General features: G+C 66.6%; 25 protein-coding genes. 14 read left to right on the top strand and 11 right to left on the bottom strand.

Annotated features, from left to right (window positions below):
- Position 1: 1 nt before the first annotated feature.
- Positions 2 to 1,111, bottom strand: a complete 1,110-nt coding sequence (locus ACQ4MJ_RS21360) for an MBL fold metallo-hydrolase (protein WP_431151351.1) — start codon at positions 1,109 to 1,111, stop codon at positions 2 to 4.
- 152 nt (positions 1,112 to 1,263) lie between these two features.
- Here ACQ4MJ_RS21360 and ACQ4MJ_RS21355 point away from each other — a divergent pair, with 152 nt between their 5' ends.
- The 3 genes from ACQ4MJ_RS21355 to ACQ4MJ_RS21345 all read left to right on the top strand — a co-directional run bounded on the left by ACQ4MJ_RS21355 (position 1,264) and on the right by ACQ4MJ_RS21345 (position 4,674).
- A complete protein-coding gene (locus ACQ4MJ_RS21355; protein ID WP_431151352.1) occupies positions 1,264 to 2,001 on the top strand; it encodes a TetR/AcrR family transcriptional regulator in 738 nt (245 codons plus the stop codon).
- Positions 2,002 to 2,088: 87 nt separating this feature from the next.
- Complete coding sequence (locus ACQ4MJ_RS21350) at positions 2,089 to 2,616, top strand: gamma carbonic anhydrase family protein (protein WP_055401191.1); 528 nt, start codon at positions 2,089 to 2,091, stop codon at positions 2,614 to 2,616.
- A gap of 189 nt (positions 2,617 to 2,805) precedes the next feature.
- On the top strand, positions 2,806 to 4,674 hold the full coding sequence (locus tag ACQ4MJ_RS21345; RefSeq protein WP_431153160.1) for a B12-binding domain-containing radical SAM protein: 1,869 nt from the start codon (positions 2,806 to 2,808) through the stop codon (positions 4,672 to 4,674).
- Between the two features lie 15 nt (positions 4,675 to 4,689).
- Here the strand turns inward: ACQ4MJ_RS21345 and ACQ4MJ_RS21340 are convergent, their stop codons facing one another.
- Positions 4,690 to 5,769, bottom strand: coding sequence for an ankyrin repeat domain-containing protein (locus ACQ4MJ_RS21340; protein ID WP_431151353.1), 1,080 nt, complete (start codon positions 5,767 to 5,769; stop codon positions 4,690 to 4,692).
- Between the two features lie 49 nt (positions 5,770 to 5,818).
- Between ACQ4MJ_RS21340 and ACQ4MJ_RS21335 the strand changes: the two genes are divergently transcribed.
- Complete coding sequence (locus ACQ4MJ_RS21335) at positions 5,819 to 6,508, top strand: HAD family hydrolase (protein WP_431151354.1); 690 nt, start codon at positions 5,819 to 5,821, stop codon at positions 6,506 to 6,508.
- A gap of 64 nt (positions 6,509 to 6,572) precedes the next feature.
- Here the strand turns inward: ACQ4MJ_RS21335 and ACQ4MJ_RS21330 are convergent, their stop codons facing one another.
- Both ACQ4MJ_RS21330 and ACQ4MJ_RS21325 read right to left on the bottom strand, forming a co-directional pair.
- Positions 6,573 to 6,872 carry a hypothetical protein gene (locus tag ACQ4MJ_RS21330; protein WP_121508061.1) on the bottom strand — a complete coding sequence of 100 codons (300 nt, stop codon included), beginning with the start codon at positions 6,870 to 6,872 and terminating at the stop codon, positions 6,573 to 6,575.
- 105 nt (positions 6,873 to 6,977) lie between these two features.
- On the bottom strand, positions 6,978 to 8,348 hold the full coding sequence (locus tag ACQ4MJ_RS21325; protein WP_431151355.1) for a hypothetical protein: 1,371 nt from the start codon (positions 8,346 to 8,348) through the stop codon (positions 6,978 to 6,980).
- 228 nt (positions 8,349 to 8,576) lie between these two features.
- Here ACQ4MJ_RS21325 and dinG point away from each other — a divergent pair, with 228 nt between their 5' ends.
- The 5 genes from dinG (at position 8,577) to ACQ4MJ_RS21300 (ending at position 13,967) form a co-directional block, all read left to right on the top strand.
- Positions 8,577 to 10,739 carry an ATP-dependent DNA helicase DinG gene (gene dinG / locus ACQ4MJ_RS21320; protein WP_431151356.1) on the top strand — a complete coding sequence of 721 codons (2,163 nt, stop codon included), beginning with the start codon at positions 8,577 to 8,579 and terminating at the stop codon, positions 10,737 to 10,739.
- 62 nt (positions 10,740 to 10,801) lie between these two features.
- Positions 10,802 to 11,161: a zinc ribbon domain-containing protein YjdM gene (locus tag ACQ4MJ_RS21315; protein WP_121422966.1), complete on the top strand. Its 360-nt coding sequence runs from the start codon at positions 10,802 to 10,804 to the stop codon at positions 11,159 to 11,161.
- Between the two features lie 246 nt (positions 11,162 to 11,407).
- Positions 11,408 to 11,911: a pyridoxamine 5'-phosphate oxidase family protein gene (locus ACQ4MJ_RS21310; RefSeq protein WP_431151357.1), complete on the top strand. Its 504-nt coding sequence runs from the start codon at positions 11,408 to 11,410 to the stop codon at positions 11,909 to 11,911.
- A gap of 297 nt (positions 11,912 to 12,208) precedes the next feature.
- Complete coding sequence (locus ACQ4MJ_RS21305) at positions 12,209 to 12,634, top strand: CopG family transcriptional regulator (RefSeq protein ID WP_431151358.1); 426 nt, start codon at positions 12,209 to 12,211, stop codon at positions 12,632 to 12,634.
- A 61-nt stretch (positions 12,635 to 12,695) separates the two neighbouring features.
- Positions 12,696 to 13,967 (top strand): extracellular catalytic domain type 1 short-chain-length polyhydroxyalkanoate depolymerase, encoded by a 1,272-nt coding sequence (locus ACQ4MJ_RS21300; RefSeq protein ID WP_431151359.1) that lies wholly within the window; start codon positions 12,696 to 12,698, stop codon positions 13,965 to 13,967.
- 37 nt (positions 13,968 to 14,004) lie between these two features.
- Here the strand turns inward: ACQ4MJ_RS21300 and ACQ4MJ_RS21295 are convergent, their stop codons facing one another.
- The 3 genes from ACQ4MJ_RS21295 to ACQ4MJ_RS21285 all read right to left on the bottom strand — a co-directional run bounded on the left by ACQ4MJ_RS21295 (position 14,005) and on the right by ACQ4MJ_RS21285 (position 17,250).
- A complete protein-coding gene (locus tag ACQ4MJ_RS21295; RefSeq protein ID WP_431151360.1) occupies positions 14,005 to 15,030 on the bottom strand; it encodes a M28 family peptidase in 1,026 nt (341 codons plus the stop codon).
- Positions 15,027 to 16,454, bottom strand: coding sequence for a serine hydrolase domain-containing protein (locus ACQ4MJ_RS21290; RefSeq protein WP_431151361.1), 1,428 nt, complete (start codon positions 16,452 to 16,454; stop codon positions 15,027 to 15,029). The genes ACQ4MJ_RS21295 and ACQ4MJ_RS21290 overlap by 4 nt, the downstream gene beginning before the upstream one ends.
- A gap of 175 nt (positions 16,455 to 16,629) precedes the next feature.
- Positions 16,630 to 17,250, bottom strand: a complete 621-nt coding sequence (locus tag ACQ4MJ_RS21285) for a LysE/ArgO family amino acid transporter (RefSeq protein ID WP_431151362.1) — start codon at positions 17,248 to 17,250, stop codon at positions 16,630 to 16,632.
- Between the two features lie 176 nt (positions 17,251 to 17,426).
- Here ACQ4MJ_RS21285 and ACQ4MJ_RS21280 point away from each other — a divergent pair, with 176 nt between their 5' ends.
- The 4 genes from ACQ4MJ_RS21280 to ACQ4MJ_RS21265 all read left to right on the top strand — a co-directional run bounded on the left by ACQ4MJ_RS21280 (position 17,427) and on the right by ACQ4MJ_RS21265 (position 19,632).
- Entirely contained in the window at positions 17,427 to 18,038 is a 612-nt protein-coding gene (locus ACQ4MJ_RS21280) for a 3'-5' exonuclease (protein WP_431151363.1), read from the top strand.
- A gap of 177 nt (positions 18,039 to 18,215) precedes the next feature.
- Complete coding sequence (locus tag ACQ4MJ_RS21275; protein ID WP_431151364.1) at positions 18,216 to 18,797, top strand: NnrU family protein; 582 nt, start codon at positions 18,216 to 18,218, stop codon at positions 18,795 to 18,797.
- 103 nt (positions 18,798 to 18,900) lie between these two features.
- A complete protein-coding gene (locus tag ACQ4MJ_RS21270; protein ID WP_010464995.1) occupies positions 18,901 to 19,158 on the top strand; it encodes a DUF3297 family protein in 258 nt (85 codons plus the stop codon).
- 3 nt (positions 19,159 to 19,161) lie between these two features.
- Entirely contained in the window at positions 19,162 to 19,632 is a 471-nt protein-coding gene (locus ACQ4MJ_RS21265; RefSeq protein WP_255424244.1) for a ribonuclease HI family protein, read from the top strand.
- Between the two features lie 54 nt (positions 19,633 to 19,686).
- Here the strand turns inward: ACQ4MJ_RS21265 and ACQ4MJ_RS21260 are convergent, their stop codons facing one another.
- The 4 genes from ACQ4MJ_RS21260 to ACQ4MJ_RS21245 form a co-directional block, all read right to left on the bottom strand.
- Positions 19,687 to 20,979, bottom strand: a complete 1,293-nt coding sequence (locus ACQ4MJ_RS21260; protein ID WP_431151365.1) for an RNA polymerase sigma factor — start codon at positions 20,977 to 20,979, stop codon at positions 19,687 to 19,689.
- A 164-nt stretch (positions 20,980 to 21,143) separates the two neighbouring features.
- Positions 21,144 to 21,551: a VOC family protein gene (locus ACQ4MJ_RS21255; protein WP_121421735.1), complete on the bottom strand. Its 408-nt coding sequence runs from the start codon at positions 21,549 to 21,551 to the stop codon at positions 21,144 to 21,146.
- 71 nt (positions 21,552 to 21,622) lie between these two features.
- Positions 21,623 to 22,159 carry an SRPBCC family protein gene (locus ACQ4MJ_RS21250; RefSeq protein WP_431151366.1) on the bottom strand — a complete coding sequence of 179 codons (537 nt, stop codon included), beginning with the start codon at positions 22,157 to 22,159 and terminating at the stop codon, positions 21,623 to 21,625.
- 24 nt (positions 22,160 to 22,183) lie between these two features.
- Positions 22,184 to 22,597 (bottom strand): YciI family protein, encoded by a 414-nt coding sequence (locus ACQ4MJ_RS21245; protein ID WP_431151367.1) that lies wholly within the window; start codon positions 22,595 to 22,597, stop codon positions 22,184 to 22,186.
- A gap of 235 nt (positions 22,598 to 22,832) precedes the next feature.
- On the opposite strand from ACQ4MJ_RS21245, the gene ACQ4MJ_RS21240 reads away from it, so the two are divergent.
- Positions 22,833 to 25,640 (top strand): WG repeat-containing protein, encoded by a 2,808-nt coding sequence (locus tag ACQ4MJ_RS21240; protein ID WP_431151368.1) that lies wholly within the window; start codon positions 22,833 to 22,835, stop codon positions 25,638 to 25,640.
- The last annotated feature ends 181 nt before the right edge of the window (positions 25,641 to 25,821 follow it).

Genomic DNA, 25,821 nt, shown 5'->3' with positions numbered 1-25,821 from the left:
ATCACCACGCGCCGGGCTGCGGGGCCAGGGCCACGCTGCGGTCCACTGCCGTGGCCTCGGCCTGCGGCACTACTTTGCGCCACCAGTGCGTGGACAGCGCGGGCGCGCGGATGTCCAGCCGCTCGCCCATGATGGGCGCCACCAGCGGCACCTGCTTTGCCGCTGCGAGCGCGGTGATGCGCTCGAACGGCTCCACCCAGGGGTGCAGCGACAGGTCGAACGTGCCGTTGTGGATGGGGAACAGATGGCGCCCCTTCACGTCCAGATGGGCTTGCAGGCTCTCCTCGGGGTGCATGTGGATGTCGGGCCAGTCGGCGTTGTAGGCGCCGGTTTCGATCAGCGTCAGATCGAACGGGCCAAACCGCTCGCCAATGGCCTTGAAGCCGTCGAAGTAGCCCGTGTCGCCACTGAAGAAGATGCGCGTTTGCTCGTCGCCGTGCCCTGCCATCAGCACCCATGACGCCCACAGGGTGCTGTTGCCGTCTTGCAAACCCCGACCCGAGAAATGCTGTGCCGGCGCGGCCACCAGCTGCAGCCCGCCGATGGTGGTGCCCTGCCACCAGTCCAACTGCTGCACCTTGGCCGTCGGCACGCCCCAGCCGATGAGCCGGTCGCCCACGCCCAGCGGCGTGATGAAGTGCTCCACCTTGGGCGCAAGCTTCTGGATGGCTGCGTAGTCCAGGTGGTCGTAGTGGTCGTGCGACAGGATCACGCCGGTAATGGGCGGCAGCTCGTCAATCGTGATGGGCGGCGCATGAAAACGCTTGGGGCCCAGGAACTGGAACGGCGAGGCGCGCTCGGAAAACACCGGGTCGGTCAGCCAGAACTGGCCGTTGATCTTAAAGAGCAGGGTGGAGTGCCCCAGGCGCCACAGGCTCAGGTCGGGCGCGGCCAGCAGGTCTGACCGCATCACCGCGTACACCGGCACGGGCTGGCGCGGCACCGAGTCGTCGGGCTTGCCGGTGGCAAAGCGCCACATCACCTCCAGCGTCTTGAGGGCGCCCAGCGCATGGCGGGGTGCCACGTTGCGAAACTTGCCACCCGCGAACTGCGGCGACTGTTCATAGGCGGCCACCGGCTGGGCGGCGCGGGAAAAGAGGCTGTAGGCCATGGCGATCAGTACAACGAAGGCGACACAAAGTGCCGGGAGCAGACGGCGGCGGGGGACGATGGAGAGTGACACCGGATCTGCGACATAGAAATTACACTGCACAGTGTAGTTCACTTTTTAGAAAAGTAAACTACCCGGTGTAAAATTTGCGCATGACTGCCTCCCAGCCCCCCCCTCGCCTGACCGACCGCAAGCGCGATGCCATCGTGCAGGCCGCCATCGGCGAGTTCCGCGAACACGGCTTCAACGGCACCAGCATGGACCGCGTGGCCGCAGCGGCGGATGTGTCCAAACGCACGGTGTACAACCACTTCCCAAGCAAGGAAGAACTGTTCGAAGCCATCCTGCTGCTGATGTGGGAGCGCAGCCAGTCACCCGACGAACTGGCCTACACCCCCACGCGCCCGCTGCGCGACCAGCTGCTGGAGCTGCTGGCGCAAAAGATGCGCCTGCTCAACGACGCGAGCTTCATCGACCTGAGCCGCGTGGCCATGGCCGACATGATGCACACCCCCGAGCGCGCGCGCGGCATCACCGCCAAGCTCTCGGCCAAGGAAGAGGGCCTGCCGCGCTGGCTGCGCGCGGCCCAGCAGGACGGCCGCCTGCGCGCCACCATGGATGTGCCCTATGCCGCGCAGCAACTGCAGGGCATGGTCAAGGCATTTGCGTTCTGGCCCCAGCTGGCCATGGGGCAGCCGCCCTTGAGCGCCGCACAGCAAGCGCAAGTGGTAGGGGATGCGGTGGACATGTTCCTGGGGTTCTACGCCGCGCCCACCCAGGAGGCCAAGGCCCCCGCAAAAAAAGCCCGGGTTGGAAGCACGGGCAAGGCAGCGGCAGCCCCTGTTGCAACCTCTGCGAAACCTGCCCCTCGCCGCGCCCCAGCGCGCTGACCCACGCCACCCCCCTGGCCAGCAAGCCGGCGTGAAGTGCGATTTGCACTACGCTCGCCCGTTCTTTCCACGCAGCCTGACACCAAGATGCCCCTCGCTCCCTACCTCGACACCGCCCCGGTCCTGGACACCGGCGTTTTCATCCACGACTCTGCCCAGGTCATCGGCGACGTCACGCTGGGCCGCGACAGCTCGGTGTGGTGCAACGCCGTGCTGCGCGGCGATGTGAACCGCATCACCGTGGGCGTGTGCAGCAACGTGCAGGACCTGACCATGGGCCATGTGTCGCACCGCAACGCCAGCAAGCCCGAAGGCTCGCCGCTGGTCATCGGCGACTACGTCACGGTGGGCCATTCGGTGATCCTGCACGGCTGCCGCATCGGCAACGAATGCCTCATCGGCATGGGTTCCATCGTGATGGATGACGCCATCATCGAAGACCGCGTGATGCTGGGCGCGGGCAGCCTGGTCTCGCCCGGCAAGGTGCTGGAGAGCGGGTACCTCTACATCGGCCGCCCGGCGGTGCGCCAGCGGGCGCTCACCGATGCGGAGATTGCTTATCTGAAGTATTCGGCCGAGCACTATGTGCGGGTGAAGAACAACTACCAGGGATGACCTGTGGCACACCCCACGCGGCTGCGGTGCCCCCGGCGCCCCCCGCCCACCAGGGATAAAGCCGGGCCGGGATAATCGGGGGTTCCACGACCCCTGCGGCGGCACCGCATCGCCCCATTGCCTGTTTCCACCATGTCTGCCGTCGCCCCCGCCTCACCCGCCCAGCGCGTCCTCTCCGTCATCCCCCCGATGACGCAGCTGAACACGCCATACCCCTCCACCGCCTACCTCACGGGCTTTCTGCGCTCGCGGGGGGTGACGGCGTTCCAGGAAGACCTGGCATTGGCGCTGGTGCTGCGCCTGCTCTCGCCCGAAGGGCTGCGCGCGGTGGCCGCCCAGGTGGATGCGCTGCCCGCCAAAAAGCAGAGCCCCGCCGTGCAAAGTTTTGCGGCGCAAAAGGACCGCTACCTCGCCACCATCGGCCCCGCAATTGCCTTCTTGCAAGGCCGCGACAGCACGCTGGCGCACCGCATCGTGGGACGGAACTACCTGCCCGAGGGCCCGCGCTTTGCCACACTGGATGTGTATGTGGATGACGAAGGCGGCGACCCGCTGGGCTGGGCTTTTGGCGCGCTCGGCCTGACGGACAAGGCCAAGCACCTGGCCACGCTGTACCTGAACGACCTGGCCGATGTGCTGCGCGACGCGGTGGACGAGCGCTTTGAGTTTGTGCGCTATGCCGAATCGCTCGCAGGCAGCCAGCCCACGTTTGACCCGCTGGCCAAAGCGCTGGCGACAACACCCACGCTGGTGGACACGCTGCTGGAGCAGCTCACGCACGAGGCGATTGCCAAGCACCAGCCCAGCGTGGTGCTGCTGTCCGTGCCGTTCCCGGGGTCCGTGTATGCGGCGTTCCGCATTGCCCAGGCCATCAAGGCGCGGCACCCGCACATCGCCACCGTGCTGGGCGGCGGCTTTGTGAACACCGAGCTGCGCGAACTGGCCGACCCGCGTGTGTTCGACTTCTTTGATTACGTGACGCTGGACGCGGGCGAGCGCCCATTGCTGGCGCTGCTGGAACACCTGCGTGGCGAGCGCGGCCGCCAGCGCTTGGTGCGCACCTTCGTGCGCGGTGACGATGGCGCGGTGCAGTACATCAACATGATGGAAGCCGACATCGCCTTTGCCGAGGTGGGAACACCCACCTGGGACGGCCTGCCGCTGGACCGGTATCTGTCGCTCCTGGACATGCTCAACCCCATGCACCGCCTGTGGAGCGATGGGCGCTGGAACAAGCTCACCGTGGCGCACGGCTGCTACTGGAAGAAGTGCAGCTTTTGCGACGTGAGCCTGGACTACATCAGCCGCTACGAGGGCGCCAGCGCCGCCGTGCTGGCCGACCGCATCGAAGCCATCGTGCGTGAGACGGGGCAGACGGGCTTTCACTTTGTGGATGAAGCCGCACCACCCAAGGCGCTCAAGGCGCTGGCCACCGAGCTGATCGCGCGCAACGTGGGCATCAGTTGGTGGGGCAATGTGCGGTTTGAAAAAACCTTCACGCCCGACCTGGCCGAGCTGATGGCCGACAGCGGCTGCATCGCGATCTCGGGCGGGCTCGAAGTGGCGTCAGACCGGCTGCTGCAGCTCATGAAAAAAGGCGTGTCGGTCGACCAAGTGGCTCGAGTGACGCGGGCGTTCACCGACGCGGGCATCCTGGTGCATGCGTACCTGATGTACGGCTTTCCCACGCAGACCGTGCAGGACACCGTGGACGCACTCGAATACGTGCGCCAGCTGTTCGCCAACGGCTGCATCCAGAGCGGGTTCTTTCACCGCTTTGCCTGCACCGTGCACTCGCCCGTGGGCAAGAACCCCGAGGAGTACGGCGTGACGCTGGCGCCGCTGCCGCCCGGTGACTTTGCCAAGAACGACGTGGCCTTCATCGACCCCACCGGCGTGGACCACGACGCGCTGGGTGGCGCGCTCAAGAAGGCCATCTACAACTACATGCACGGCATCGGGCTCGAGGAGGACGTACGCACGTGGTTCCCGTTCAAGGTGCCCAAGACGACGGTGCGACGTGACCGGATTGAGCGGGCGCTGCAGCAGCGCGGCTGAGCCCGCAGTATTTCTTCAAGCAGCCGCCATGAAATCCAGGATGTCGTCGAAGTCCTTGCGGTCCTTGGGCGTCTGGTACTTGTAGGCAGCGAACGACTGCTGGAGCATTCCGGTCAGCCGGTCACGGCGTTGCACGAGTTCGGCCTTCCACGCCGGGTCGCGCACCAGCAGTTTCAGGATAGCGAGCTTGCCGTCCAGGTTCTCATACATGGCGTCGAACGAGCGGGCCGTGAGCTCCAGCAAATTGGCCAGCTTGGGCAGGCCGCGGGTTGTGGCGCCCTTGTCCAGCAGCAACTGCACGATCTTGGCTTGGTGGTAGTAGATGGCGATCTCGATGGGGTAGCTGGTTTCCGATGCGCCCTGAGCGCGCCCATCGGGGTCGGCACCGTGCTGCAGCAGCAGGTCCACGATCTTGGGTGCAGAGACCCGACAGGCCTCGTACAGGTTGGGATAGCCCTTGTGCGGCAGGTTGGGGTCGGCGCCATGCTCCAGCATGAGCTGCACGACCTTCACGCGCTTGTCGGTGATGGCCTTGTTCAGGCAGGAGTAGCCGGAAGAGAATGTGCTGTTGGGGTCGGCCCCCTTCTCCAGCAGGGCCTGCACGGTGGCCTGGTTCTTGGAGAACCCGATGGCGCGGATGAAGGCATAGGTCGGGTCGTTCTGCTCGCGCTCGGCGGCCTCGATGATCTTTCCCACACGGCCGAGCTGGGCGGTCGGGGCCAGGGTCTTCATCAAGGCCACGACATCTACGGGCGGCTTTTTCTTGCCGTCGATGAAGCCATATTCAAGCTTGCGGGCGACCTCATCATCGACCAGTTCGGCATGCAGCGCATGGCAGACCTTGGACAAGGGCTTGATGAAATCACCAACATCGGCAGAGCCCGAGGTGAATGCCGCGTCGATCACCAGGCCCGAACGCTCGTAGTGGTCAAAGCCCAGGTGGTCCGTGGGGTGGATGCTGATCTTGCGGGCCGCGAAGAAGGCCCTGACTGCCGCTTCAAGCCCGGCACCACCGGGAGTGCTGAAAACCGCATGCAGTGTGCCGGCATCGGTATCGTGCTTGCAGACCAGCGTGAATCGCGTCGTGGTTTCCATGTTTCCTCGGATGGAATGAAGCAGTGGTTTTTGCAGGCATCATATTTCGATGCAGACACCCCGCCCGCCCTTCACCGCCGCCATCTTCGACATGGACGGACTGCTGGTCGACTCCGAGCGCGTGACCCTGCGCGCCTGGCTGGACGCCGCACGGGCGCGGGGCATTGCACTGGCAGAGGCCGACTACCTGCAGGTGGTGGGGCGCGCGTCCACCGACTCCGACACCATGCTCACGGCTTTGCTGGGTGGCCCGCAGATGTTCGAACAGGTGCATTCCGATGTGGCTGCGCGCCTGTGGGACGCGGGGCCAGAGCCCCTGTTTCCCCTCAAACCCGGCGCCGCATCGCTGCTGCACGCCTTGCGGCAAGCAGGCGTGCCCTGCGCGGTGGCCTCATCGTCGCGGCGCGACGAGATCGAGCACCGCCTGGGCAGGGTGGGCGTGTTGCAGCACTTTCACGCCTGGGCTGGCGGCAACGAGGTGCCGCGCGGCAAACCCGACCCCGCCCTGTACCAGCTGGCGGCTGTGCGTCTGGGCGTGGACCCCGCACAGTGCCTGGCGTTTGAAGACAGCGAGAACGGCGCACGCGCAGCGCAAGCCGCAGGGGTCGCGGTAGTGATCGTGCCGGACCTCAGAGCGCCGGGCATCGAGGTGGTGGAGCGCAGCCACGGCGTGCTCGAATCGCTGGTGCACGCCCATGACCACCTGCCGCGCTGGTTCAGGGCGGCGCGGGTGCCGTAAAACTGACAAGAATTGGCCTCTAGCGCTTATCCATCAAGCGCATATAGCTATCAAATTAGCAGCATTACCGTTTCTGCTTCTGGTAAGCCTTGTCGGCCGGTGGCCCCCGGTCCGTGTCCTGCAGTCCACGTTTCACATCACGGTAGGCCTGCTCCATCATTGCGTCGGGTTCGCCGTCGGTCATGTTGACCGCCTCGTCGCGCTCGTGGGGCAGGCGGGGTTCGGGCCCGCTCAGGTCTTCGGGTCCGCTGCCGGGGTGCGGCTGGGGCTGGGTGGTGTTCACGCGCCGCTCGGTGCGGGCGGGCACAGGAGCGGAGGGGATGATCTCCTCTTCCTTGCGGGGGGCTGTGGGGGTCGTTTTCATGCGGGGCCTTGGTATGCAACGTGGAGTCCCTCCACCCTAGCGCCGCTGGCCGCGCCGCGCTGTAGGCCCAGGCCCTGCGCCGCTGCGGGCGTGCGGAGCCTGCTGTCACCAGAACAACCACCGCTCCAGCGCATTGAGCACGATGACCACGATCACGCCGAGCAAAAAGAGGATCGCCTTGCGGCGCGCCCGCGCGCTCACCACCAGCTTGTAGACCGTGTACGCGGCGAGCGTTCCCACAAAAGGCGCCGCGATGGCTGCACCTGACAGGACGATGGCCACGAGCTTGCCCCAGCCATCGGTCCCGCCCATGGTCCAGATCGAACGCAAGTAGATCGCGCTCGGAATGGCCAGGCCCAACCACAGCACCCCGGACGCCACTGCCACGCTGACGTGGTGCGCGAGCAGGCCATAGAGCACCAATGCGCCCACCACCCCGCCCAAGAACAGCAGGCGCTTGAGCCAGAGCGGCAGCGACTCGCCAGAGCTGCGCACTGGCGTGGCGTCACGGGCCTTCTTGGTGGCTGCGGCCGCTGCGGCCTCCGCCTGGGCTCGTTCTTTTTGCAGTTGTTGCTGCTTCTCGGCGGATTCACGGGCACCACGCAGGAAGTCGTCCACCGCCGGGTTGTCCACCTGGCCCAGGATCCGGCCCGTGCGCGACAAGGCCTGGTCGTGCTGGGGCAGTTCGGTCTGCAGGGACGCCCCCTGGCTGAACCACTCACCCATCTGCGCCAGCCACCCCACGCCGGGCGGCGGCAGCCCAAGGCCACCCTCGCCCGCGCGGCACAGGTAATGCTGCGTGCTTTGCGGCGGGATGAGCTGCCGCGTGCTGTAGCGGGGCAAATAGCATTGCATCAACGGCGCAGCCGCCTGCTGGCCGGGGCGGCCCAGGCGCAGCGCAAACTCCGGCAAAGGCACGGGCTCGCCCAGCCCATTGCGCACGCCCAGCCAAAGGTAAAGGCCCCGAGGCCGGCCATCTTTGGCCCGGTGCACCCAGAGGCCAGGGCCTTCTTGGGCAATGCTGTCCGCGCCCAGGGCATCCAGCTCGGACGGCAGCGGAACATCGGGGCCGTCCATGTCCCATAGCGGCCGCAGCTGGGCTCTGAGGAGAGAGGGCCAGACCGCACGCGCCCGGCGCTGCAGATCGTCCGCATCGACCTCGCGCCCGTGAGCGATGGCAACTTCGATGGTGCGACTGGCCTGCGCCGGCCGCCCTTCCAGGGCGAGCAGCCATTCGTCGAGCAATGCAAGCCGCAGATAGAGCGCATCGGCCCCTTGCCCCTGGGCCTCTGCCGCACGCATCCATGCGTACCGGGCAGGGTGCTGCGGCACCAGCTCCTGCGCCAGCAACCGCTGGCGCGCAGGGCTGCCTGCCTGGGCAGCCGACGATGCGGGTTGTTGTGCCCATGCGCCCGATGCACCCACCATGCACAGCAGCACCGCAAACCACAGCACCCGCAGCAGGATGCGTTGCACACTTTTCGCCCCACCCGGAATACAGCTTGCGCTTGCCATTGCCCATGGCCTGCAGCGCAGCAGCGGACCGCAGTTCAGCGCAAATCCCCACGCATTTCCCCCCTGCATCTTTGCTCTCCTGTAGCTGTGCGGGGATTTTCTTTCAAGGCAGCTGCGGGGGGACAGCCCGCTCATCCGCCACAAGGCACTGCCCAGCGTCAACCTGTCTTCGGCATGCGACACTACTGTATGTCTCAACAGGTGTGGGCCGCGCAGGCCCTTGAATCTTTCGATGCGGTGGTGTCAGCCACCGAGGGTTTTCGCAGCCGCGCTGGCCAGCGGCTGATGGCCGAGCAGGTGGCGCGCACGTTCAGCAGCGCCACCTTGGGCAAGGTGGATGAAGAAAGTGGCGAGGCCGCGCCCACGCGCTCCATTGCGGTCATCCAGGCGGGCACGGGTGTGGGCAAGTCGCTGGCCTACTGCGCGCCCGCCATTGCGCTGGCGCTGTCGCGCGGCACGCGGGTGCTGATCTCCACGGCCACGGTGGCGCTGCAAGAGCAGCTGGTCAACAAGGACCTGCCTGCACTGGCCGCGCTGCTGCCGCAACCTTTCAAGTTTGCGCTGGCCAAGGGGCGCGGGCGCTATGTGTGCAAGCTCAAGCTCGACCGCCTGGCGGGCACGGGCGAGGCCGAGGAAGAGGCCGACGACGACCTGTTTGCCGAAGAAGAAGCCGCCGCCCGCGCCAAGCGCCCCCGGCATGAAACCGAGGCGCGCATGCAGTTCTACAGCTCCATGGCGCAAACCTTGTCGAAAGGCGCCTGGGACGGCGACCGCGACAGCCTGGACACGCCCCCCGAGCCCGAGGTGTGGAGCCCCGTGGCAGCCGAGGGCGCGTCGTGCACCGGCAAACACTGCCCGGCCTTCAGCCAGTGCACCTACTACGACAAGCGCAAGGAGCTGGTGGGCGCGCAGGTGATCGTGGCCAACCACGATTTGCTGCTGTCATCGCTGGGCGCGCGCGTGCTGCCCGAGTTGGACAACTGCCTGCTGGTGCTGGACGAAGCCCACCACCTGCCCGCCACGGCATTGGATCAATTCGCGTGCAGCATGGACCTGTCGCGCATCACCTGGATCGAGCGCCTGTCCAGCCGGGGCCTGCGCATTGGTGCGCTGCTGGAGGTCGAAGAGATTGCCGACATCCCCAAACACTCGGCCCAGCTGCGGCAGACACTGCAGGACCTGGCGCGCATCGTGATGGATGTGTACGGCGCCCAGCTCAAGAGCCAGCCCAGCGCCTGGGGGCCGGCGCGCGTGCGGGTGCCACGGGGCGAATTGCCCGAACAGCTCATTGCCCCGCTGGGCCTGCTGGCCGCCAGTGCCGAAGGCTTCCTCGATGCCCTGCGCGCCATCAGCAAAGCCCTGCGCGCCGAGATGCGCGACAAGCCCGACGAGGCCAAGCGCCTGTCCACGCTGTACGCACAAATCGGCATGCTGGCCCCGCGCCTGGAAGAGCTGCATGCCACCGCGCAACTGCTGCTGCAGGATGCGCCCGAAGGCGCGGTGCCGGCCGCCAAATGGTTCACGCTGGAGGTCGATGGCGACTTCATCGTGGTCAAGGCGCACGCCAGCCCCATCCTGCCTGGCACCACGCTGCGCAACCACCTGTGGAGCGCCGTGCGCGGCGCGGTGCTGACCTCGGCCACGCTCACCAGCTGCGGGCACTTTGATTTCTTCCTGCGCGAGGCAGGCCTGCATGGCGATGAAGCCACCACCACGCTCGAAGTGCCCAGCCCCTTCAACTACGCCGCGCAGGGCACGCTGATTGCCGCCGAAACCCGCGCCGACCCCAAGAACGCCGCGCAGTTCACCACCGAGATGGTCGATGCGCTGCTGCACGACATTGCCCGCGTGGAATACGGCGCGCTGGTGCTGTTCACCTCGCGCGAGCAGATGCGACAGGCGGTGGACGCATTGCCCACCGCCATGCGCAGCGTGGTGCTGGTGCAGAACGCACTGCCGCGCACCCAGCTGCTCAAGCGCCACCGCGAGCGGGTGGAAAACGGCGAGCCCTCGGTCATCTTTGGCATGCAGTCGTTTGGCGAAGGGCTGGATTTGCCGGGGCGCCTGTGCGAATCGGTCTTTATCACCAAGCTGCCCTTTGCCCCGCCCGACGACCCGGTGGGCGAGGCCCGCGCCGAATGGCTGCGCGCCGTGGGGCGCGACCCGTTCAGCGAGCTGGTGGTGCCCGCCACCGCCATCCGTCTGGCGCAATGGGTGGGCCGCGCGATTCGCACCGAAGAAGACATGGCGCATGTGTACTGCTACGACAAGCGCCTGACGCGCACCAGCTACGGCCAGCGGCTGCTCAAAGGGCTGCCACCGTTTGCGCTGGAGCAACGCGCGCCGCTCTGAAGCGGCGACACTTTGCGCACCGATTTCACAACCACTACAACAACGACAGAGAGGACCCCACCATGCCCCACACCACCCCTGCCTGCCCCCAATGCGGCCTGGAGAACACTTACCCCGATGGCAGCAACTATGTGTGCCCCGACTGCGCGTTTGAATGGCCGCAGGTGGCCGATACTGCCGAGTCCGATGCCGCAGAAGCAGGCGATGGCGTGGTGCGCGATGCCAACGGCAACCCGCTGGCCGATGGCGACGCGGTGATCCTCGTGAAAGACCTCAAGGTCAAGGGCTCATCGTCCACCCTCAAGAAGGGCACCAAGATCAAGAGCATCCGCCTGGTGGATGGCGCCGATGGCCACAACGTGGACTGCAAGACCGACCTGGGCAGCATGCTGCTGAAGTCGGAGTTTTTGAAGAAGGCGTGAAGCGCCTTCCCTCCACCTGGCGCACCGCGCTTTACCGTGACAGCGCGGCAGGTGCTGCGCAAGGCGGAGTTACCGGTGCAGCCGCACGGGCAGCATAGGTAACGCCCGGTCCTGACCCATCCTGTATGAGCGGGTAGGACGGGATGTCGGACAAGCGCCCACGCACAGGCGGGCAGGGGGACGACGCGGCGCATGGCGCGGGCGGCCTAGAGTCGTAGCACCCCCTCCATTTCACGGAAGCCCCCCATGCACCACGACACCCCCGGCCACGAAACCTTGTGGAAGCTCATCAAGGACATTCGGTTTGGCATGCTCACGCACCGCACCTCCACGGGCATGCTGCACGCGCACCCGCTCACCACGCAAAACCGCCAGTTTGACGAACACGGCGAGCTGTATTTCTTCATCCCCAAGTCGGGCGAGCTGTACGAACGCCTGCTGACCGATGGCGAAGTCAACGTGTCGTATGCCAACCCGGACGACGACAGCTACGTGTCGCTGTCAGGCCAGGCCCGCGCTGTGGACGACCCTGCGCAAAAACAAGCCCTGTGGTCCCCCATGGCCCAGGCGTGGTTCCCGGGTGGCGCGTCCGACCCCAACCTGGCATTGCTGGCCGTGCGCATCCGCCATGCCGAATACTGGGATGTGGATGAAAGCAAGATGGTGCAGCTCTTCAAGATGGCCAAGGCCGCCATCACGGGCGAACCACCGCGCAGCCTGGGCGAGCACAAGGAACTGACCTTGTATTGAGCTGAGCGGCAGGCCCCCGGGCGGCTGTTTCCCCAAAGTGGGGCAGGGGCCGGAGGCACGCCACACCCTGCCGCGATGCCAGGAAGAGCGTCAGCGTCTTGCACAGAAATTCAAGAAAAAATGGGCTCCAGCGCTTTTCTATCAAGCGCTAATAGCTACATATTTCATAGCAAAACTACCGAACCATGGAGCCCACGGGCTCCTTTTTCTTTGGGCCACGGCTCTTGAAACAGCGTGCCCGGGGATCCACATGCCATCCATACACCATCCCATTGGATGTTTTATGGAGTTTCCCCGATGAACAGTATCGTTCCCATCGCCCCGTCGCGCGGCAAGGTGCCCGAGTCCGAGAAAGTCACGATCAACCTGGGCTTCGTGGACCTGGGCCACATCGATCTGCTGGTCTCCGAAGGCTTTTACGCCAACCGCACCGACTTCATCCGCACCGCCATCCGCAACCAGCTGACCGCCCAGAACGACGCCGTGCGCCAGGTGGTGGCCCGCAAGATGCTTGTGCTGGGGCTGCAGCGTTTTGGCAGGGCCGATCTGGAGGCCGTGTTGGCGGCGGGCCAGGCGCTGGAGATCCGCGTGCTGGGCCTGGCCAGCATCGACGACGACGTGCCCCCCGCCCTGGCGCAGGCCACGATTGCCTCGGTGACGGTATTGGGCGCGTTCCACGCCAGTGCGGCCGTCAAGGCCGCACTGGCCGGTCGCATGCATTGAACACCACCGACCCGGACCGCAGCGCACCGCTGCCGGACGCACCAACCACCAAGGAGTCCCCATGGACTGGAACCTCAATCTCAAGCGCCTGATGGGCGAAGCCACTCAGCTGGTGCGCAGTGGTCAGCTGGCCGACGCCACGCGGGCCATCCAGCAGACCCTGGGCGCAGCCGTGGCGCGCCACAGCAACGAACCGACACCTGCCAGCGCAGGGGCTACGCCGTTGCAAGCGCCATCACCCGCAGGCGACGAGGCCCCACGCTGGCGCAGCGCCGCCGCCGCACAAGATGTGGAAGACGCCGTGGTCATCGACCGCAGCGCCCCCACCCCCCAGGCCGAGCCAAAGGCCCCCACAGCACCACGCCCCGCCGCCAGCAATCACCCGCTGGCGGAGCCGCCCGGCAGCTTCACCCGCGTGGTCTTCACCCACCCGAGTGCACGGCACCACCCACACCACTACCACCTGTACGTGCCCCCAGGCGCCACGGCAGGCACCCCCATGCCGCTGGTGCTGATGCTGCACGGCTGCACGCAGAACCCCGTGGACTTTGCCACCGGCACAGGCATGAACAACGCAGCCGCCCCCGCCAACGCCCTGGTGCTGTATCCCGAGCAACCCCACAGCGCCAACCCCAACGGCTGCTGGAACTGGTTTCGCCCCGGCGACCAACACCGGGGCAGCGGCGAGCCCGCGCTGCTCGTCGCCATGCTGCAGGACGTGATGGCGCGCCACCCGGTGGATGCGCAACGCGTCTACGTGGCGGGCCTGTCGGCTGGCGGCGCCATGGCCGCACTGCTGGGCCGCGAATACCCCGAGCTGTTTGCCGCCGTAGGCGTGCACTCCGGCCTGCAGGCGGGCGCGGCACACAACGTGATGGCCGCGCTGTCGGCCATGAAAAACGGCGCCAAACCCGGCGCCGCCACCCACCCCACCGCCGAGGCTCCTGCACTGCCGCCTCCGCCGATGATCGTGTTCCATGGCGACGCCGACACCACCGTGCACGCCCACAACGGCGAGCAACTCATCGAGGCAACGCTGTCAGCACTGGCCGCGGCCCCAGATGGCGGCCAGACGACGGTGGAGACGGTGCACCAGGGCCAGTCCCGTGGTGGCCAGAGCTATACCCGCAAGGTGTACACCGTGGCGGGTAGCGCCCTGTCGGCCAGCACACTGCACAGCACGGTCGTGGCAGAACAATGGGTGCTGCACGGCGCAGGGCACGCGTGGGCTGGTGGGCACGCGGGCGGCAGCCATACCGACCCACGCGGCGTGGCTGCCACGCAGGAGATGCTGAGGTTTTTTCTGGAACATCCGCGCGCTCCGAGGCATTGACTCCCCACACGCGTCCCCTCACTCGGTCTTCGATGCGCTAAGGCCGGTGTGCAAGATCGCGTACAACACCTTCGAGCCCCTGAACCACGCGGGCCAATCGGTCGTAGTCCACCTTATCGGATGTGTCCTCGCGGGTGTGGTAGTGCGGGTAGCGGTAGGGGGCGGTGTCGGTCACCATCAGCGCGGGGTAGCCCGCGTCGATGTAGGCCGCGTGGTCCGAATAGTCCACGCCAGGAATGAAACGCGGCGCCGCGATGCCCTCGGACGGGAACGCCGCATGCGAACGGAAAGACCGGACCACCCGGCGCGCCAGCCCCAGGTCGGGCGTGGTTGCGACGAAGGCGATGAAATCTCCCTGCGTGGGGTAGAACTGGTTCAGCGGCCAGGGGTACTTCTGCGACCCTTCGGCGTTCGAGAAATACCCCATGGTCTCCAGCGACAGCATCGCCACCACCGGCGCACCACGGGCCTGCAAGGCCTGGGCGTGCACCTGGCTGCCCATCTGCGGGGTCTTGAAAAAGGGCGGCTCTTCGTTGGTGTAGAGCACAAACATCACGTCCGCCTGCGCGGTGGCGCCCAGGTGCTTGAGGCTTTTGGCCAGGGCCAGCACGGCGGCGGTGCCCGTGGCGTTGTCGTTGGCGCCGGGTGTTTCGTGCGCCGAATCGTAGTGCGCGCCGATCACCACCAGGAGCCGCCCCGGCGCGCTCTGGCTGGGCACCGTGACCTCCAGGTTGCGCACCGCCACGCCCCGCGCCTTGAACTCGTCGCGCCGAACCTGGTAACCATACGAGACCAGCTCTGACTCCAGGTAAGTCGCCACGGCCTCCAGCGCAGCAGGGTGCTGGGCGTTGTGCTCCTGCGCTGCAATCACGGCCACATGCCGTTGCAATTGCTGCGCCAGCGCCTGCTGCGCAGCACTGGCTACTGGGAGCGCGCCACGGTGCGAGCTGCCCGGCATGGTAGTGAACACCAGTATGGCCGCCAGAAGCAGGCCAAACACGGCGGCGAGGGCGCCTGTGATGCGCAGGAGACTTTGCCCCACACGCAGGGCTACGTCGCTCACGCCGATGTGGCGCTGCGGCCGGGGCGCGCCTTGCTCTTGCGATAGCGCTGGGTGGCCTCTGCCAGCATCGCGTCCTTGGGCAGAAGCTTGGAGCCGCCCACCCACAGTTCGGTCGGCACGCCGTGGGCATCGCGCACGCGGCGCACCGCCTGGCCCGGGCTGGCGTAGGCCGAGGCTTTCTGGACCACCCCGGTGTCGCGCCCGGTGATGGCCAGCTCGGTGGTTGCTGCGTTGAAGGGCACGAACATGGCAGGCACCACTTGGCACACCACCTTGCCCATGGGCACCAGATCAGTGGCGCCCCACAGGCTCCACCAGCGCCCGGCCCAGGCGGCCTCCTTCTTGCCAGGCGCGCCGTGCTGCTGGAACGCAAACAGGATGCTGGCAATGCCGTCCACCCACTCGGTGGACAGTCCATCCTGCGCGTTGGTAAGCGCGGTCACCGTCAGGTCCAGCGCGGGGTAGCGCGCCGTGCGCGACAGAAACCCCTGCAGCCCGCCGGTGTGGCCGATCCATTCACGCGGGCCCGGCGCGCTGAGCATGGTGCCCAGCCCGTAGTGGGACTCGAACACGTTGCAGGGGTCGCGCCAGCGGCGCTGCGCCATCTCGCGGCGGCTGGCGGGCGAAAGGATGCTGTGCTTGCTGTCTGGCGACAGCTGCGAAAAGAAGCGGGCCACATCCGACGCGGTAGACACAAACCCGGCCGCCGGGGCCATGGCGTCGCACACGTTGTCGCCAGGCACGATCAGGCGCTGGCCGAACGGAAACTCACTGCTGTGGCCCACAGCCATCGGGGCGCCCCGCGCAAGGCGCGGCATGTCGGGCACCGTTTCCTGCAAGCCTGCAGCATCAATCACATGGCGCACCATCCAGCTCGCGTACTCCGTGCCCGTGACCTGCTCCATCATCAGCCCGAGCAGGCCATAGCCGTGGTTCGAATACTTGAGCTGCACCCCCGCCTCCAGCGGCGGCTTGTCGCGCAGGTCCGCCAGCAATTCTGCACGGGAGAGAAAGGCCCGCCGGTCCAGGAACTGGCCCGCATCGGGGCCGTCGCGCGTGACGCCTGCGGCGTGCGACAGCAGCTCGCCAATGCGCGCCCGGGCCAGGTCCTTGTGCAGGCCATCGACATAGCGGCCAATGGGGTCGTCCAGGCCGATCTTTCCTTGCTCGCGCAGCAGCATGACCCCAGTGGCCGTGAAGCTTTTGGAGTGCGATGCGATGCGCAGGCGGTGCCGGGGCGTGAGGGGTTTGCCAGTTCGCATATCGGCCACGCCCAGCGCCAGCTCTGCCAGGGTCTCTCCCCCGCGTGCGATGGCCACGGAACACCCGGGCTGGCGGAAGCGCTCCAGCTGCAGGCCCAGCCATTGCGGCACATAGTCCAGTGCCGCCTTGAGCCAGGCTGAATCGGTGCCGTTCTTCTTCATGCGTTGCTCCGCTCGATCCGTCGAGAAAAAGGGATGGGCAGTGTAGGGCACGCGTTCCCGCAGGGCTTGCGCACGCGCACGCGGGCCAGGCCCGCGGGGCACTGGCCGACGCCCAGATGCCCCAGGCCGCGCAATCACAGACCGCAGGGGGTCATGCAGGCCATCCCCGGGTGTTTCACCACAGGTCCCAGGACATCCAAAGGGCCATCCCCCACATCGCCAGGGCAATGCTGACATCCAACGCTCGGCATGCGCTGGAGGCTCCCATGAATCGCTGCGCTTTGCGTGCACCCAAAACCCATATCGAAAACCACACCAGCGACGCATTCACCGCGCCAAGGGCATAGCTCCAGCGGGTATCGACCGGCAGCGCTGCGCCCACTGCTCCGATGATCAGTACCGTGTCCAGCCAAGCCGCTGGATTGAGCAACGACACCAACAGGAGCTGGTGCAATCCGTGCGATCCGGGGGCCGCTGCGGCGACGTCATTCAATGACGCGGCAGGACAGGCACGCATGGCGTTGCGCACTGCCAACCCGCCGTGCAGGACCAAAAGCGCAATGCCAAGCACCTGCGCGGCCAACCGCAATGCAGGTTCCGCCTGTAGCGCGGCAGACAGCCCGATAAGCCCCAGGGCAATCAGCACCGCATCGCTGCCGCAGCCCACAGCAATCAACTGGGCCGGAGAGCGTCCACGCAGTGCTTCGCGAAGGATCAGGACATCCTTCGGTCCTGGGCAAATGAACACGCCCAAGCCAAGTACAAAGCCCTGTAACAAGGTAGAGAGGTCAATCATGTCGGCGCCTTACCGACAACCTCTCAAGCTGAACCGGACGATTTGAAGAGCGATGATCATAAGGCCCTCGCAGCAATGGCCCCGAGCCTGTCCTGTATCTTGGTGCCCTGGTGCCAACGAGAGGCGGCCCAACCCACACCACGGACAATATGTCCCTCAAGCCACCCGCCCCACCCATGCCCCCCATCGCCGTCATCGACTTTGAAACCACCGGCATCTCGCCCGGCCAGGGCGCGCGTGCGACCGAGGTGGCGATCGTGCTGCTGGAACAAGGGCAGGTGGTGGACCGTTTTCAAAGCCTGATGAAAACGGGGGTGTGGATACCGTCGTTCATCACCCAGCTCACCGGCATTACCAACGCGATGGTGAACGCCGCGCCCGATGCGGCGGGGGTGATGCAGGACGCGGCGCGTTTTGTGGGCGATGCGCCCATGGTGGCGCACAACGCTTCGTTTGACAGCAAGTTCTGGCAGGCCGAGCTGGCCCTGGCCGGGCTGCCCGCGCCGCAGCCGTTTGCGTGCACGGTGCTGCTGTCGCGGCGGCTGTACCCGCAGGCGCCCAGCCACAAGCTGGGCTCGCTGGTGGACTACCACGGCCTGCCGAGCACGGGCCAGGCGCACCGGGCGCTGGCCGATGCTGAGATGGCTGCTGCGCTGCTGGCGCGCATGCAGCACGACCTGCGCACACGTTGGAGGGTGGCCGAGCCCAGCTACACGCTGCTGCAAACGCTGCAGCGCTGCGCCAAGCCCAAGGTGGGGGCGCTGCTGGCGCAGCATGCGGTGGCCTAGCGAGAGCCCGCTGAGGGCACGCCAAGCAACACCCATTAACTATCAATTTGATAGCTATCAGTGCATGATGGACGAGCGCAGAAGGCCATTTTTATTCAAATTTCTTGCATACTGAGGCCGCGACAATCCCACACAAGGTGGCTGCGCCCACAACAACCCCCGATGAAAGGTCTTGCCATGGAAATTCTGGTACTTGGACTGGTGCTGTTTCTGGGCGTGCATTCGGTGCGCATCGTGGCCGATGGCTGGCGCATGCAGACGCTGGCACGCATGGGTGAGATGCCGTGGAAGGGGTTGTATTCACTGGTCTCTGCCGTGGGCCTGGCACTCATTGTGTGGGGCTATGGCTTGGCGCGGCAGCAGCCGGTGGTGCTGTGGGTGCCGCCCATTGGCATGCGGCACGCTGCGTCGCTGCTGACGCTCATTGCCTTCATCCTGCTGGCCGCCACCTACGTGCCGCGCAATGCCATCAAGGCCCGGCTGCACCACCCCATGGTGCTGGGCGTGAAGGTGTGGGCGCTGGCACATTTGCTGTCCAACGGCAACCTGGCCGATGTGTTGCTGTTTGGCAGCTTTTTGCTGTGGGCCGTGCTGAGCTTTCGGGCCGCACGGCAGCGCGACCGGGCGATGAACACCGGCTACGCGCCCGGCACTGCGGCGGGCACGGGCGTGGCCGTGGTGGTGGGCGCTGTGGCCTGGGTGGGCTTTGCGTTCTGGGCGCATGCCTGGCTGATCGGCGTTGCGCCTCTCGCGCGGTAGGGTGGCAGGGGCTTGGCGCAGCACTGCAGGACCAAATCCCGGAGAATCCGCGCTTTCCGTTTTTGTTTTCTTTCCCATTGCCTTTTCACACTGAGCCTTCTGCATGACCGACGCAACCACCTCCACCACGCCACCCCCCTTGCCCGATCACCTGTCGGTGGACCCCCGCAGCCCGCACCATGTGGCGGAGGTGTTCAAGCACGACATCGGCATCCGCTTCAACGGCAAGGACCGCAGCGATGTCGAGGAATACTGCGTCAGCGAGGGCTGGGTGAAAGTGCCCGCAGGCAAGACGGTGGACCGCAAGGGCCAGCCATTGATGATCAAGCTCAAGGGCAAAGTCGAAGCGTTCTACAAATAGGCCGTGGCCACCGAACCCGCCCACTGGGTGGTGCACTGCGACGGCAGCGCCGTGCCCAACCCCGGGCGCATGGGGCTGGGGGCAGTGCTGGTGGGGCCCGGTGGGGCCACGCAACACACCATTTCTGAAGCCACGACCTTCACCGGTTGCAACAACGAGGCCGAACTGCGCGCTCTGCTGCGGGCGCTGCAGTGGCTGGAACCCCAGGTGGTGGCGACGGCAACCACCGTGCAGGTGCTCAGCGACAGCAGCGTGCTGGTGGAGCAACTGGGCAAGCAGGCCGTAGCGCCTATCGAGCGGCTGGCACCGCTGTTTGACGAGGCGCGCCGTGTGCTGCAGCGGTTTGCACAGGTGGACCTGCAATGGGTTCCCCGCCACCGCAATGGGGCGGCCGATGCGCTGGCGCGTGCCGCGCTGGGTCTGGCGCCCAAGGTGGCCACGCCACACGGCCGCACCCAGAAGCGTCGACGCTGATCCTGCCCTGCTCCGACCTGCTTCACGCAGCGCGCCGGCTGCAGTGCATGTCCATCACGCTCGCGCTCGCGCCAGCAGCAATGCCTTCTCCTGCGCATTGCGCGTCAGGCTGGCGGCCCGTTCAAACTCTGCACAAGCTTCCGTCTGGCGCCCCAGCTTGGCCAGCAGGTCGCCCCGCACACTGGGCAGCCAGTGGTAGTGGCGCAGGCTGGGTTCTGCGGCCAGTTCATCCACCAGGGCCAGTGCTGCGGCCGGACCCAGGGCCATGCCCACCGACACGGCGCGATTGAGAGCGACCACAGGCGAGGGCGCCACCTGCAGCAGTGCGTCATACAGCGCCACGATGTGGTGCCAGTCGGTGTCTTGGGCGCGGTGTGCGCGCGCATGGCAGGCCGCAATCGCACCCTGCAGCGCATAGGGCCCCCAGGCATGGCCTGCGCGTGCCAGCTGCTCGGCCTTGTCGAGGGCCACCAGCCCCCGTCGCACCAGCAGGTGGTCCCAGCGCGCGCGGTCCTGGTCCATCAGCAGCACGGGCTGGCCTTGTGCGTTGGTGCGTGCGGGCAGGCGGGAGGCCTGGATTTCGAGCAGTGCCACCAGCCCCTGCACCTCGGGCTCATCGGGCACCAGGCTGGCCAGCACGCGCACCAGTCGCTGCGCCTCGCCACACAAAGCGGGGCGCATCCAGTCATCGCCCGCCGTGGCGGCATAACCTTCGTTGAAGATGAGATAGATCACCTCCAGCACCGAGGCCAGTCGCGGCGCGCGCTCCGCAGGGCCGGGCACTTCAAACGGAACGTGGGCCGCAGACAGGCTTCGCTTGGCGCGAACAATGCGCTGGGCCACGGTGGGCTCGGGCACGAGAAACGCGCGTGCGATCTCAGCCGTGGTGAGCCCGCCCAACAGCCGCAAGGTGAGCGCCACACGCGCCTCGGTGGGCAGCACGGGGTGGCAGGCGGTGAAGATGAGGCGCAGCAGGTCGTCACCAATGTCGTCCTGCTGTACGTGCATCAGGGTCTCCACCACGTCGGGCGCGTACTGCGCTTCGAGCGCTTCGAGGTCGTGGCCCAGGGCTTCGTTCTCGCGCGTGTGCAGCGCCTGCTGGCGCAGGTGGTCGATGGCGCGGCGCTTGGCCGTGGTCATCAGCCACGCCGCCGGATTGGCGGGCAGGCCGGCGGTAGGCCAGTGCTCCAGCGCGGCCACCAGGGCGTCCTGCGCCAGCTCCTCGGCCCGGCCCACGTCCCGCGTCATGCGCGCCACGCTGGCGATGATGCGCGCGGCCTCGATACGCCACACCGAGTCGATGGTGCGGTGCAGGGCATCGCGGTCGGGAACGGCAGAGGGGGTCACGCGATGAAGGTGTGAAAGAGTCTGGCGTACCCGAGCGGGCCGCACAAACGTGCGCCATCAAGGCGCAAAGCGCAGCCATAGCTCGGGCTATGGCGAGCATTTGCAACGCCGAGGGGGTGCGTTTTTGCGGGACGAGCGGGCATGGCAGGCTCCTTCACACCTTCTCAGCCCAGCGCCTTGCTCGCATCCACCATGTGCACAAACTCCCAGGTGTGGCCATCCAGATCGTCAAAGCTGCGCGAGTACATGAAGCCCAGGTCCTGCGCGGGGCGGGGGGTGGTGCCGCCCGCAGCCACGGCCTTGTCCACCAGCGCATCGACTTCTGCACGGCTTTGGCAAGAGAAGCACACCAGCACCTCGGAGGTGGTGCGCGCATCGGCAATCGTCTTGCTGGTGAAGGTCTGGTAGAAGTCCTTGACCAGCAGCATCACGAAGAGGTTTTCGCCCACCACCAGGCAGGCGCCCTGGTCGTTGGTGAACTGGGGGTTGAAGTCATAGCCCAGTGCGCGGAAGAACGCCTGCGAGCGGGCCATGTTCTCGATGGGCAGGTTCACGAAGATCTGTTGGTGCATGAGGTGCTCCTGAGGAGTAAGGAAGGTAAAGCGAAACGAAAGGTTTTGCAAAGCGCAACAGGGGATGGGGCTCAGCCGGCAGGCTTTTGCGCCACAGCCTGCAGGTTGACCAGGCCGTCTTCAAAGTCCTGGCCCACCATGCGGTCCATGTTGAAAACCAGGTGCGCAATCTTGGCCAGGTAGGGCACAGGGCCGTGCATGGCCCAGGTGACGCGGGTGGTGCCTGCCCCTTCGGGCTGCAGCGTGAACTCGACCTGGTTGTGGGCTTCGAACGGGGCCACAAAGTCGAGCTTCATTGCCACGCGCGCCGGGGCCTTGGCATCGACGATCTCCATGCTGCCGGTGCCCACCTTGTCGCCCTGCCACGCATAGCGCGCGCCGGGGCCGATGGTGTTGGCGCTGTACTCGCCCTTGGCGGCGGGATCCTTGCGTTCGTACGGGTTCCAGGTGTTGAACTGGCGCAGGTCGTGGATGAGGCCGTACACACGCTCGGGCGGGGCGGAGATGACGCGGCTGCGCTCCACGCGGAAGGTGTCGGGGCGGGTGGCAGCAAACGCCAGGAAAAGTCCCAGCGCCGCCAGCAGCGCAAGGGCAATGGTCTTGACCATGGTAGAGGGTCCTCCCGGTTGGTTTCAGCCGCGCATCGCTTCGAGGTCGTGGAATTTCTCCACGCCTTCGACGTCGGCAAAGTCCTCCATCTCAAAGAGCTGGCGCACTTCGATCTCGGCATCGAGCCCCTCACCCCGCGGATTGGGAAAGCGGCGCGTCCATTCCAGCGCCTCGCCCCTGCTGCGCACCTGGATCAGGGTGTAGCCGGCAATGAGTTCCTTGGTTTCGGTGAACGGTCCGTCGGTCACGGTGCGGCCGCTGGCGGTGTAGCGCACGCGCCAGCCCTGCGCGCTGGGCTTGAGGCCGCTGCCGTCCAGCAGCACGCCCGCATGGGCCAGTTCTTCGTGGTAGCGGGCCATCTCGGCCATCAGGGCGGCGCTGGGCATGCAGCCTTGTTCGGATTCGGCGGTGGCTTTGACGATGATCATGAATCGCATGGGGTTCTCCTGAAAGCGATGGTTGAGGGCCCATGGGTGGACCTTCACCTGCACGACGAACGAAGGCCGGGCAGATCGACAGGACGGTTCAAAAAATCAGGGTAACTACGTAGAAAAAAGTCGCCAAGGTGTCAGGTGCAGCCCAAGGTGTGGGGCATTTGCCAAGGCGTGCAAATGGTTACGCGCCCGGCCAGACACCCTCGGTAGGATGCCGCGCGGAGAGCCCCCGAGCACAATGAACGAAGACAGCGACATCACCACCGAACCGGCCCCTCCCTGGCTGGCCAGCATTCCGCTGGAACCCAGCTGCCAGACCCCGGCCCTGGTCATCGTCCACCCAGGGCGGGCCGTGGTGCCACCAGAAGGCTTGAAGGCGGTATTGCGCTTCAACGCCGACGGGCGCGGCGGCTGGGTCAGCGCTGCCCAGGGCGACAACTCGCTGTGGGGCTATATCGATGGTGAAGGCTGCTGGCGCGTGCCGCCCGCGCTGCAGAACGCACGCAACTTTTCAGAAGACGGACTGGCGCGCTTTTGCGACGGGGGCCGCTGGGGCTTTGTGGACCTGGCGGGTGCGGTGGTCATTCCCCCGACCTTCGACAACGCCCACCCATTCCGCAACGGGGTGAGTGCCGTGCAGGTGGGCCAGGATGCATGGCGCCCCATCGACCGCGAGGGCCAGCCCACCAGCGACGAAGTTTTTCATGAACTGGGCCTGTTCGGCGCGAACGGCCTGGCCCGCGCCACGCTGTGGAAAAAGGATAGCAACCAGCGCACCCAGGGCTTTGTGGACCGCGCGGGTCGCTGGGTGGTTGAACCCCGCTTTCGCGATGCCAAGCCGTTTGGCGAGTCCCCCACCACGGCCGCATCGCTCGATGGAGAACGCTACGGGCTGATCAATGCCCGGGGCGATTGGGTGCTGAAGCCGCATTACCCCAGCATCGACGCCTTCAACAGCGATGGCCTGGCCTATTTTGACGAACCCAACGCCTGGGACAACGGCCACGGCTATCTCGACGCCCGGGGCAAGGTGGTGGTCAAGGGTGGCCGCCACCTGTCTCGGCGCATGGTCTGCGGCGTGGTGGCCAACAGCTACGACGGCACGGTCTTTCTCACGGCCGAAGGCAAGCCCTTGCCCGGCCCGCGCCTGAGCTATGGCTCGGACTTTTCTGCCGAGAGCGGCTTTGCCGTGGTGCGCACCGCCGCGCAAGGTCCGTCGGCCTGCGCCACCTGGGGCCTGCTGCATCCCGATGGCCGTTTCGTGCCGGCACCGGCGCATCTGCTGGAGCCGCTGACCAACGGCGATGGCTGGCTGGTGGGCAACACGCCCGATACCCCGCTGGTGCCGTTCCTCACCCGCGATGGTCAGCTGGCGTACATCGACGGCGAAGGGGTTGTGGTCTGGCGCGCGCACTATGACGGCCAGCAGGTGGCCTTGCTCGGCGCCGAAGGTGCGCCCCTGTGGCGCAGCGGCGTGCGCGAGAACTGCTGGCCGCCCCGGCCCTTTTTCCATGCCCCCCTGACCGACCACCTGGAAGGCCTGGACACGCTCGACGGCATCGTGCCCCTGGCCAGCCGCCTGCTGGCCCAGGCCGAGACACGCCTGCACCAACTGGCTGCGGGCGACATGCTGCAAGCTGACCGCGCGGGCACGGAAAAGGACGATGACGGCACCGACGACGAGGAAGATGCGGACGACCCAGACCAGGTGCAGGCCGACCGCACCGTGGTCGTGCGCCGGGTCATGCGCGCCTACCTGAGCGAGTCGCACAACGGCCCGTATGAATTCCTGTCTGCCGACCTCCACCGCGCGGTGAACGAAGCCCGCGAGGCCATGGTGCAGCGCCTGTCAGCGCGCTTTGGCCCGGCCGACCCCGACCCCGAACACGCCGCCCCCTGGCACCGCAGCGGCGACCACACCCAGGCCTGGGCCTCGCCGCTGGCCAGACCCCTGCCCGGTGATGGCGGAGTGCTGCGCGAATCGCGCGAGCAGTGGCTCACGCTGTACCAACATGCGGATTCCGGCGATGGCGACGCATGGTGGGAGCTGTGGCTGATGGCAGCGCCCAGCGTGGATGCGCTGCAGCTTGCGCAACGTGCGCGTTCTGCACAGCCAGCACCCCAGGCCCAAGCCGCCGACGAGACCACGCTGATGGCACAGCTGCAGTCGCACCCACGTACGCTGGCCGATGTGCCGCGTGAACACATCACCCACGCCATGGTGGACGCCGCGCTGGCCACCGATGAAGATACCGTGCGCTTTGTGCCCAGGCGGCTCATGACACCCGCACGCTACGCCACCGCACTGCGGCAGGGTGTGAAAAGCTTTGCGCAAATACCGGCCGGGATGCTCAGCGAGGACGCCTGCATCGCCCACGTGCAGGACGGTGGCTGGCGCCTGGAACAGGTGCCCGAGACCTTGCGAACCGTCGCTGTCTGTGCGCACGCGCTGCGCCGCAGCCCCAGTGCGCTGGAACACGTGCCCGAATCCCTGCGTGCACAGGCGCGCGAAGCGATGGCCCAGCTACCCCCGGACGCACAGGAAGAAGACCCGCCACGCGCGGGTGGCGACCTGGGCGACTGGTTGTCGCGGCGCGTGGTGAGCTCGGCCCTGCGAGGCCAGGACACCACGGCACGCAGGCTCCAGCACAAGGGGTTTTTGGCAGCGTTTGTGATGCAGGCAGCCCTGACCGCCAAGTCAGACACGCCCCCCACCCTCCGGGGGATGGCGGGGTGGTTCGAGCAGCGGCCAGTGCTGGCGCTGGTGGCCCACCTGCTGCTGGGCCTCGCAGCCTTGGTGGGCCATGCATTCGTCTCGGTCGCGGCCTGGCGGGCCGAGGGCCCGTGGATCGGGCTGGGCACCTTCGCACTGATGGGATTTGCGGAGCTGTACTGGGCGTGGCGTTTTGTAGCGTCCAGCCCCTGGAGCCCCGGGTTGGCGCTTGCAGCCACCCTGGTGGTGGTGTACGTGTTCGGCTGGCGCCGCCTGTATCGCCGCGTGGGGCTGGCCTATGCGGCACGTGAGGGCATCACGCCCGTCGAGTGAGCTCCGGCAAGGGTTCACGGGCCGGCCGCTGCATTTTTTACAGTTTTCTAGGGGTCATCACCGATCCCCGGAGGGACTGTTCGGTCCCGGCGATGGATACACTTTGTAAACCTTTCGCCCCACTGATTCACGAACCTCCAGAACGCCTTGGCCTGCATGCGCGGGCCTTCACCACAGCGGG

Source organism: Acidovorax facilis, from assembly GCF_050626955.1.
GTDB lineage: Bacteria > Pseudomonadota > Gammaproteobacteria > Burkholderiales > Burkholderiaceae_C > Acidovorax > Acidovorax facilis.
Note: the sequence above shows the minus strand (reverse complement) of the source record. Positions and strands in the feature narration are given on the sequence as shown.

Coding starts and splice junctions, on each gene's coding strand:
- ACQ4MJ_RS21270 (WP_010464995.1), top strand. CDS start 18,901: ATGACCGACGCAACCACCTCCACCACGCCACCCCCCTTGCCCGATCAC.
- ACQ4MJ_RS21280 (WP_431151363.1), top strand. CDS start 17,427: ATGCCCCCCATCGCCGTCATCGACTTTGAAACCACCGGCATCTCGCCC.
- ACQ4MJ_RS21350 (WP_055401191.1), top strand. CDS start 2,089: ATGCCCCTCGCTCCCTACCTCGACACCGCCCCGGTCCTGGACACCGGC.
- ACQ4MJ_RS21335 (WP_431151354.1), top strand. CDS start 5,819: ATGCAGACACCCCGCCCGCCCTTCACCGCCGCCATCTTCGACATGGAC.
- ACQ4MJ_RS21360 (WP_431151351.1), bottom strand. CDS start 1,111: ATGGCCTACAGCCTCTTTTCCCGCGCCGCCCAGCCGGTGGCCGCCTAT.
- ACQ4MJ_RS21355 (WP_431151352.1), top strand. CDS start 1,264: ATGACTGCCTCCCAGCCCCCCCCTCGCCTGACCGACCGCAAGCGCGAT.
- ACQ4MJ_RS21310 (WP_431151357.1), top strand. CDS start 11,408: ATGCACCACGACACCCCCGGCCACGAAACCTTGTGGAAGCTCATCAAG.
- ACQ4MJ_RS21245 (WP_431151367.1), bottom strand. CDS start 22,597: ATGCGATTCATGATCATCGTCAAAGCCACCGCCGAATCCGAACAAGGC.
- ACQ4MJ_RS21340 (WP_431151353.1), bottom strand. CDS start 5,769: ATGGAAACCACGACGCGATTCACGCTGGTCTGCAAGCACGATACCGAT.
- ACQ4MJ_RS21250 (WP_431151366.1), bottom strand. CDS start 22,159: ATGGTCAAGACCATTGCCCTTGCGCTGCTGGCGGCGCTGGGACTTTTC.
- ACQ4MJ_RS21345 (WP_431153160.1), top strand. CDS start 2,806: ATGACGCAGCTGAACACGCCATACCCCTCCACCGCCTACCTCACGGGC.
- ACQ4MJ_RS21290 (WP_431151361.1), bottom strand. CDS start 16,454: ATGAAGAAGAACGGCACCGATTCAGCCTGGCTCAAGGCGGCACTGGAC.
- ACQ4MJ_RS21315 (WP_121422966.1), top strand. CDS start 10,802: ATGCCCCACACCACCCCTGCCTGCCCCCAATGCGGCCTGGAGAACACT.
- ACQ4MJ_RS21330 (WP_121508061.1), bottom strand. CDS start 6,872: ATGAAAACGACCCCCACAGCCCCCCGCAAGGAAGAGGAGATCATCCCC.
- ACQ4MJ_RS21305 (WP_431151358.1), top strand. CDS start 12,209: ATGAACAGTATCGTTCCCATCGCCCCGTCGCGCGGCAAGGTGCCCGAG.
- ACQ4MJ_RS21285 (WP_431151362.1), bottom strand. CDS start 17,250: ATGATTGACCTCTCTACCTTGTTACAGGGCTTTGTACTTGGCTTGGGC.
- ACQ4MJ_RS21255 (WP_121421735.1), bottom strand. CDS start 21,551: ATGCACCAACAGATCTTCGTGAACCTGCCCATCGAGAACATGGCCCGC.
- ACQ4MJ_RS21240 (WP_431151368.1), top strand. CDS start 22,833: ATGAACGAAGACAGCGACATCACCACCGAACCGGCCCCTCCCTGGCTG.
- dinG (WP_431151356.1), top strand. CDS start 8,577: ATGTCTCAACAGGTGTGGGCCGCGCAGGCCCTTGAATCTTTCGATGCG.
- ACQ4MJ_RS21275 (WP_431151364.1), top strand. CDS start 18,216: ATGGAAATTCTGGTACTTGGACTGGTGCTGTTTCTGGGCGTGCATTCG.
- ACQ4MJ_RS21300 (WP_431151359.1), top strand. CDS start 12,696: ATGGACTGGAACCTCAATCTCAAGCGCCTGATGGGCGAAGCCACTCAG.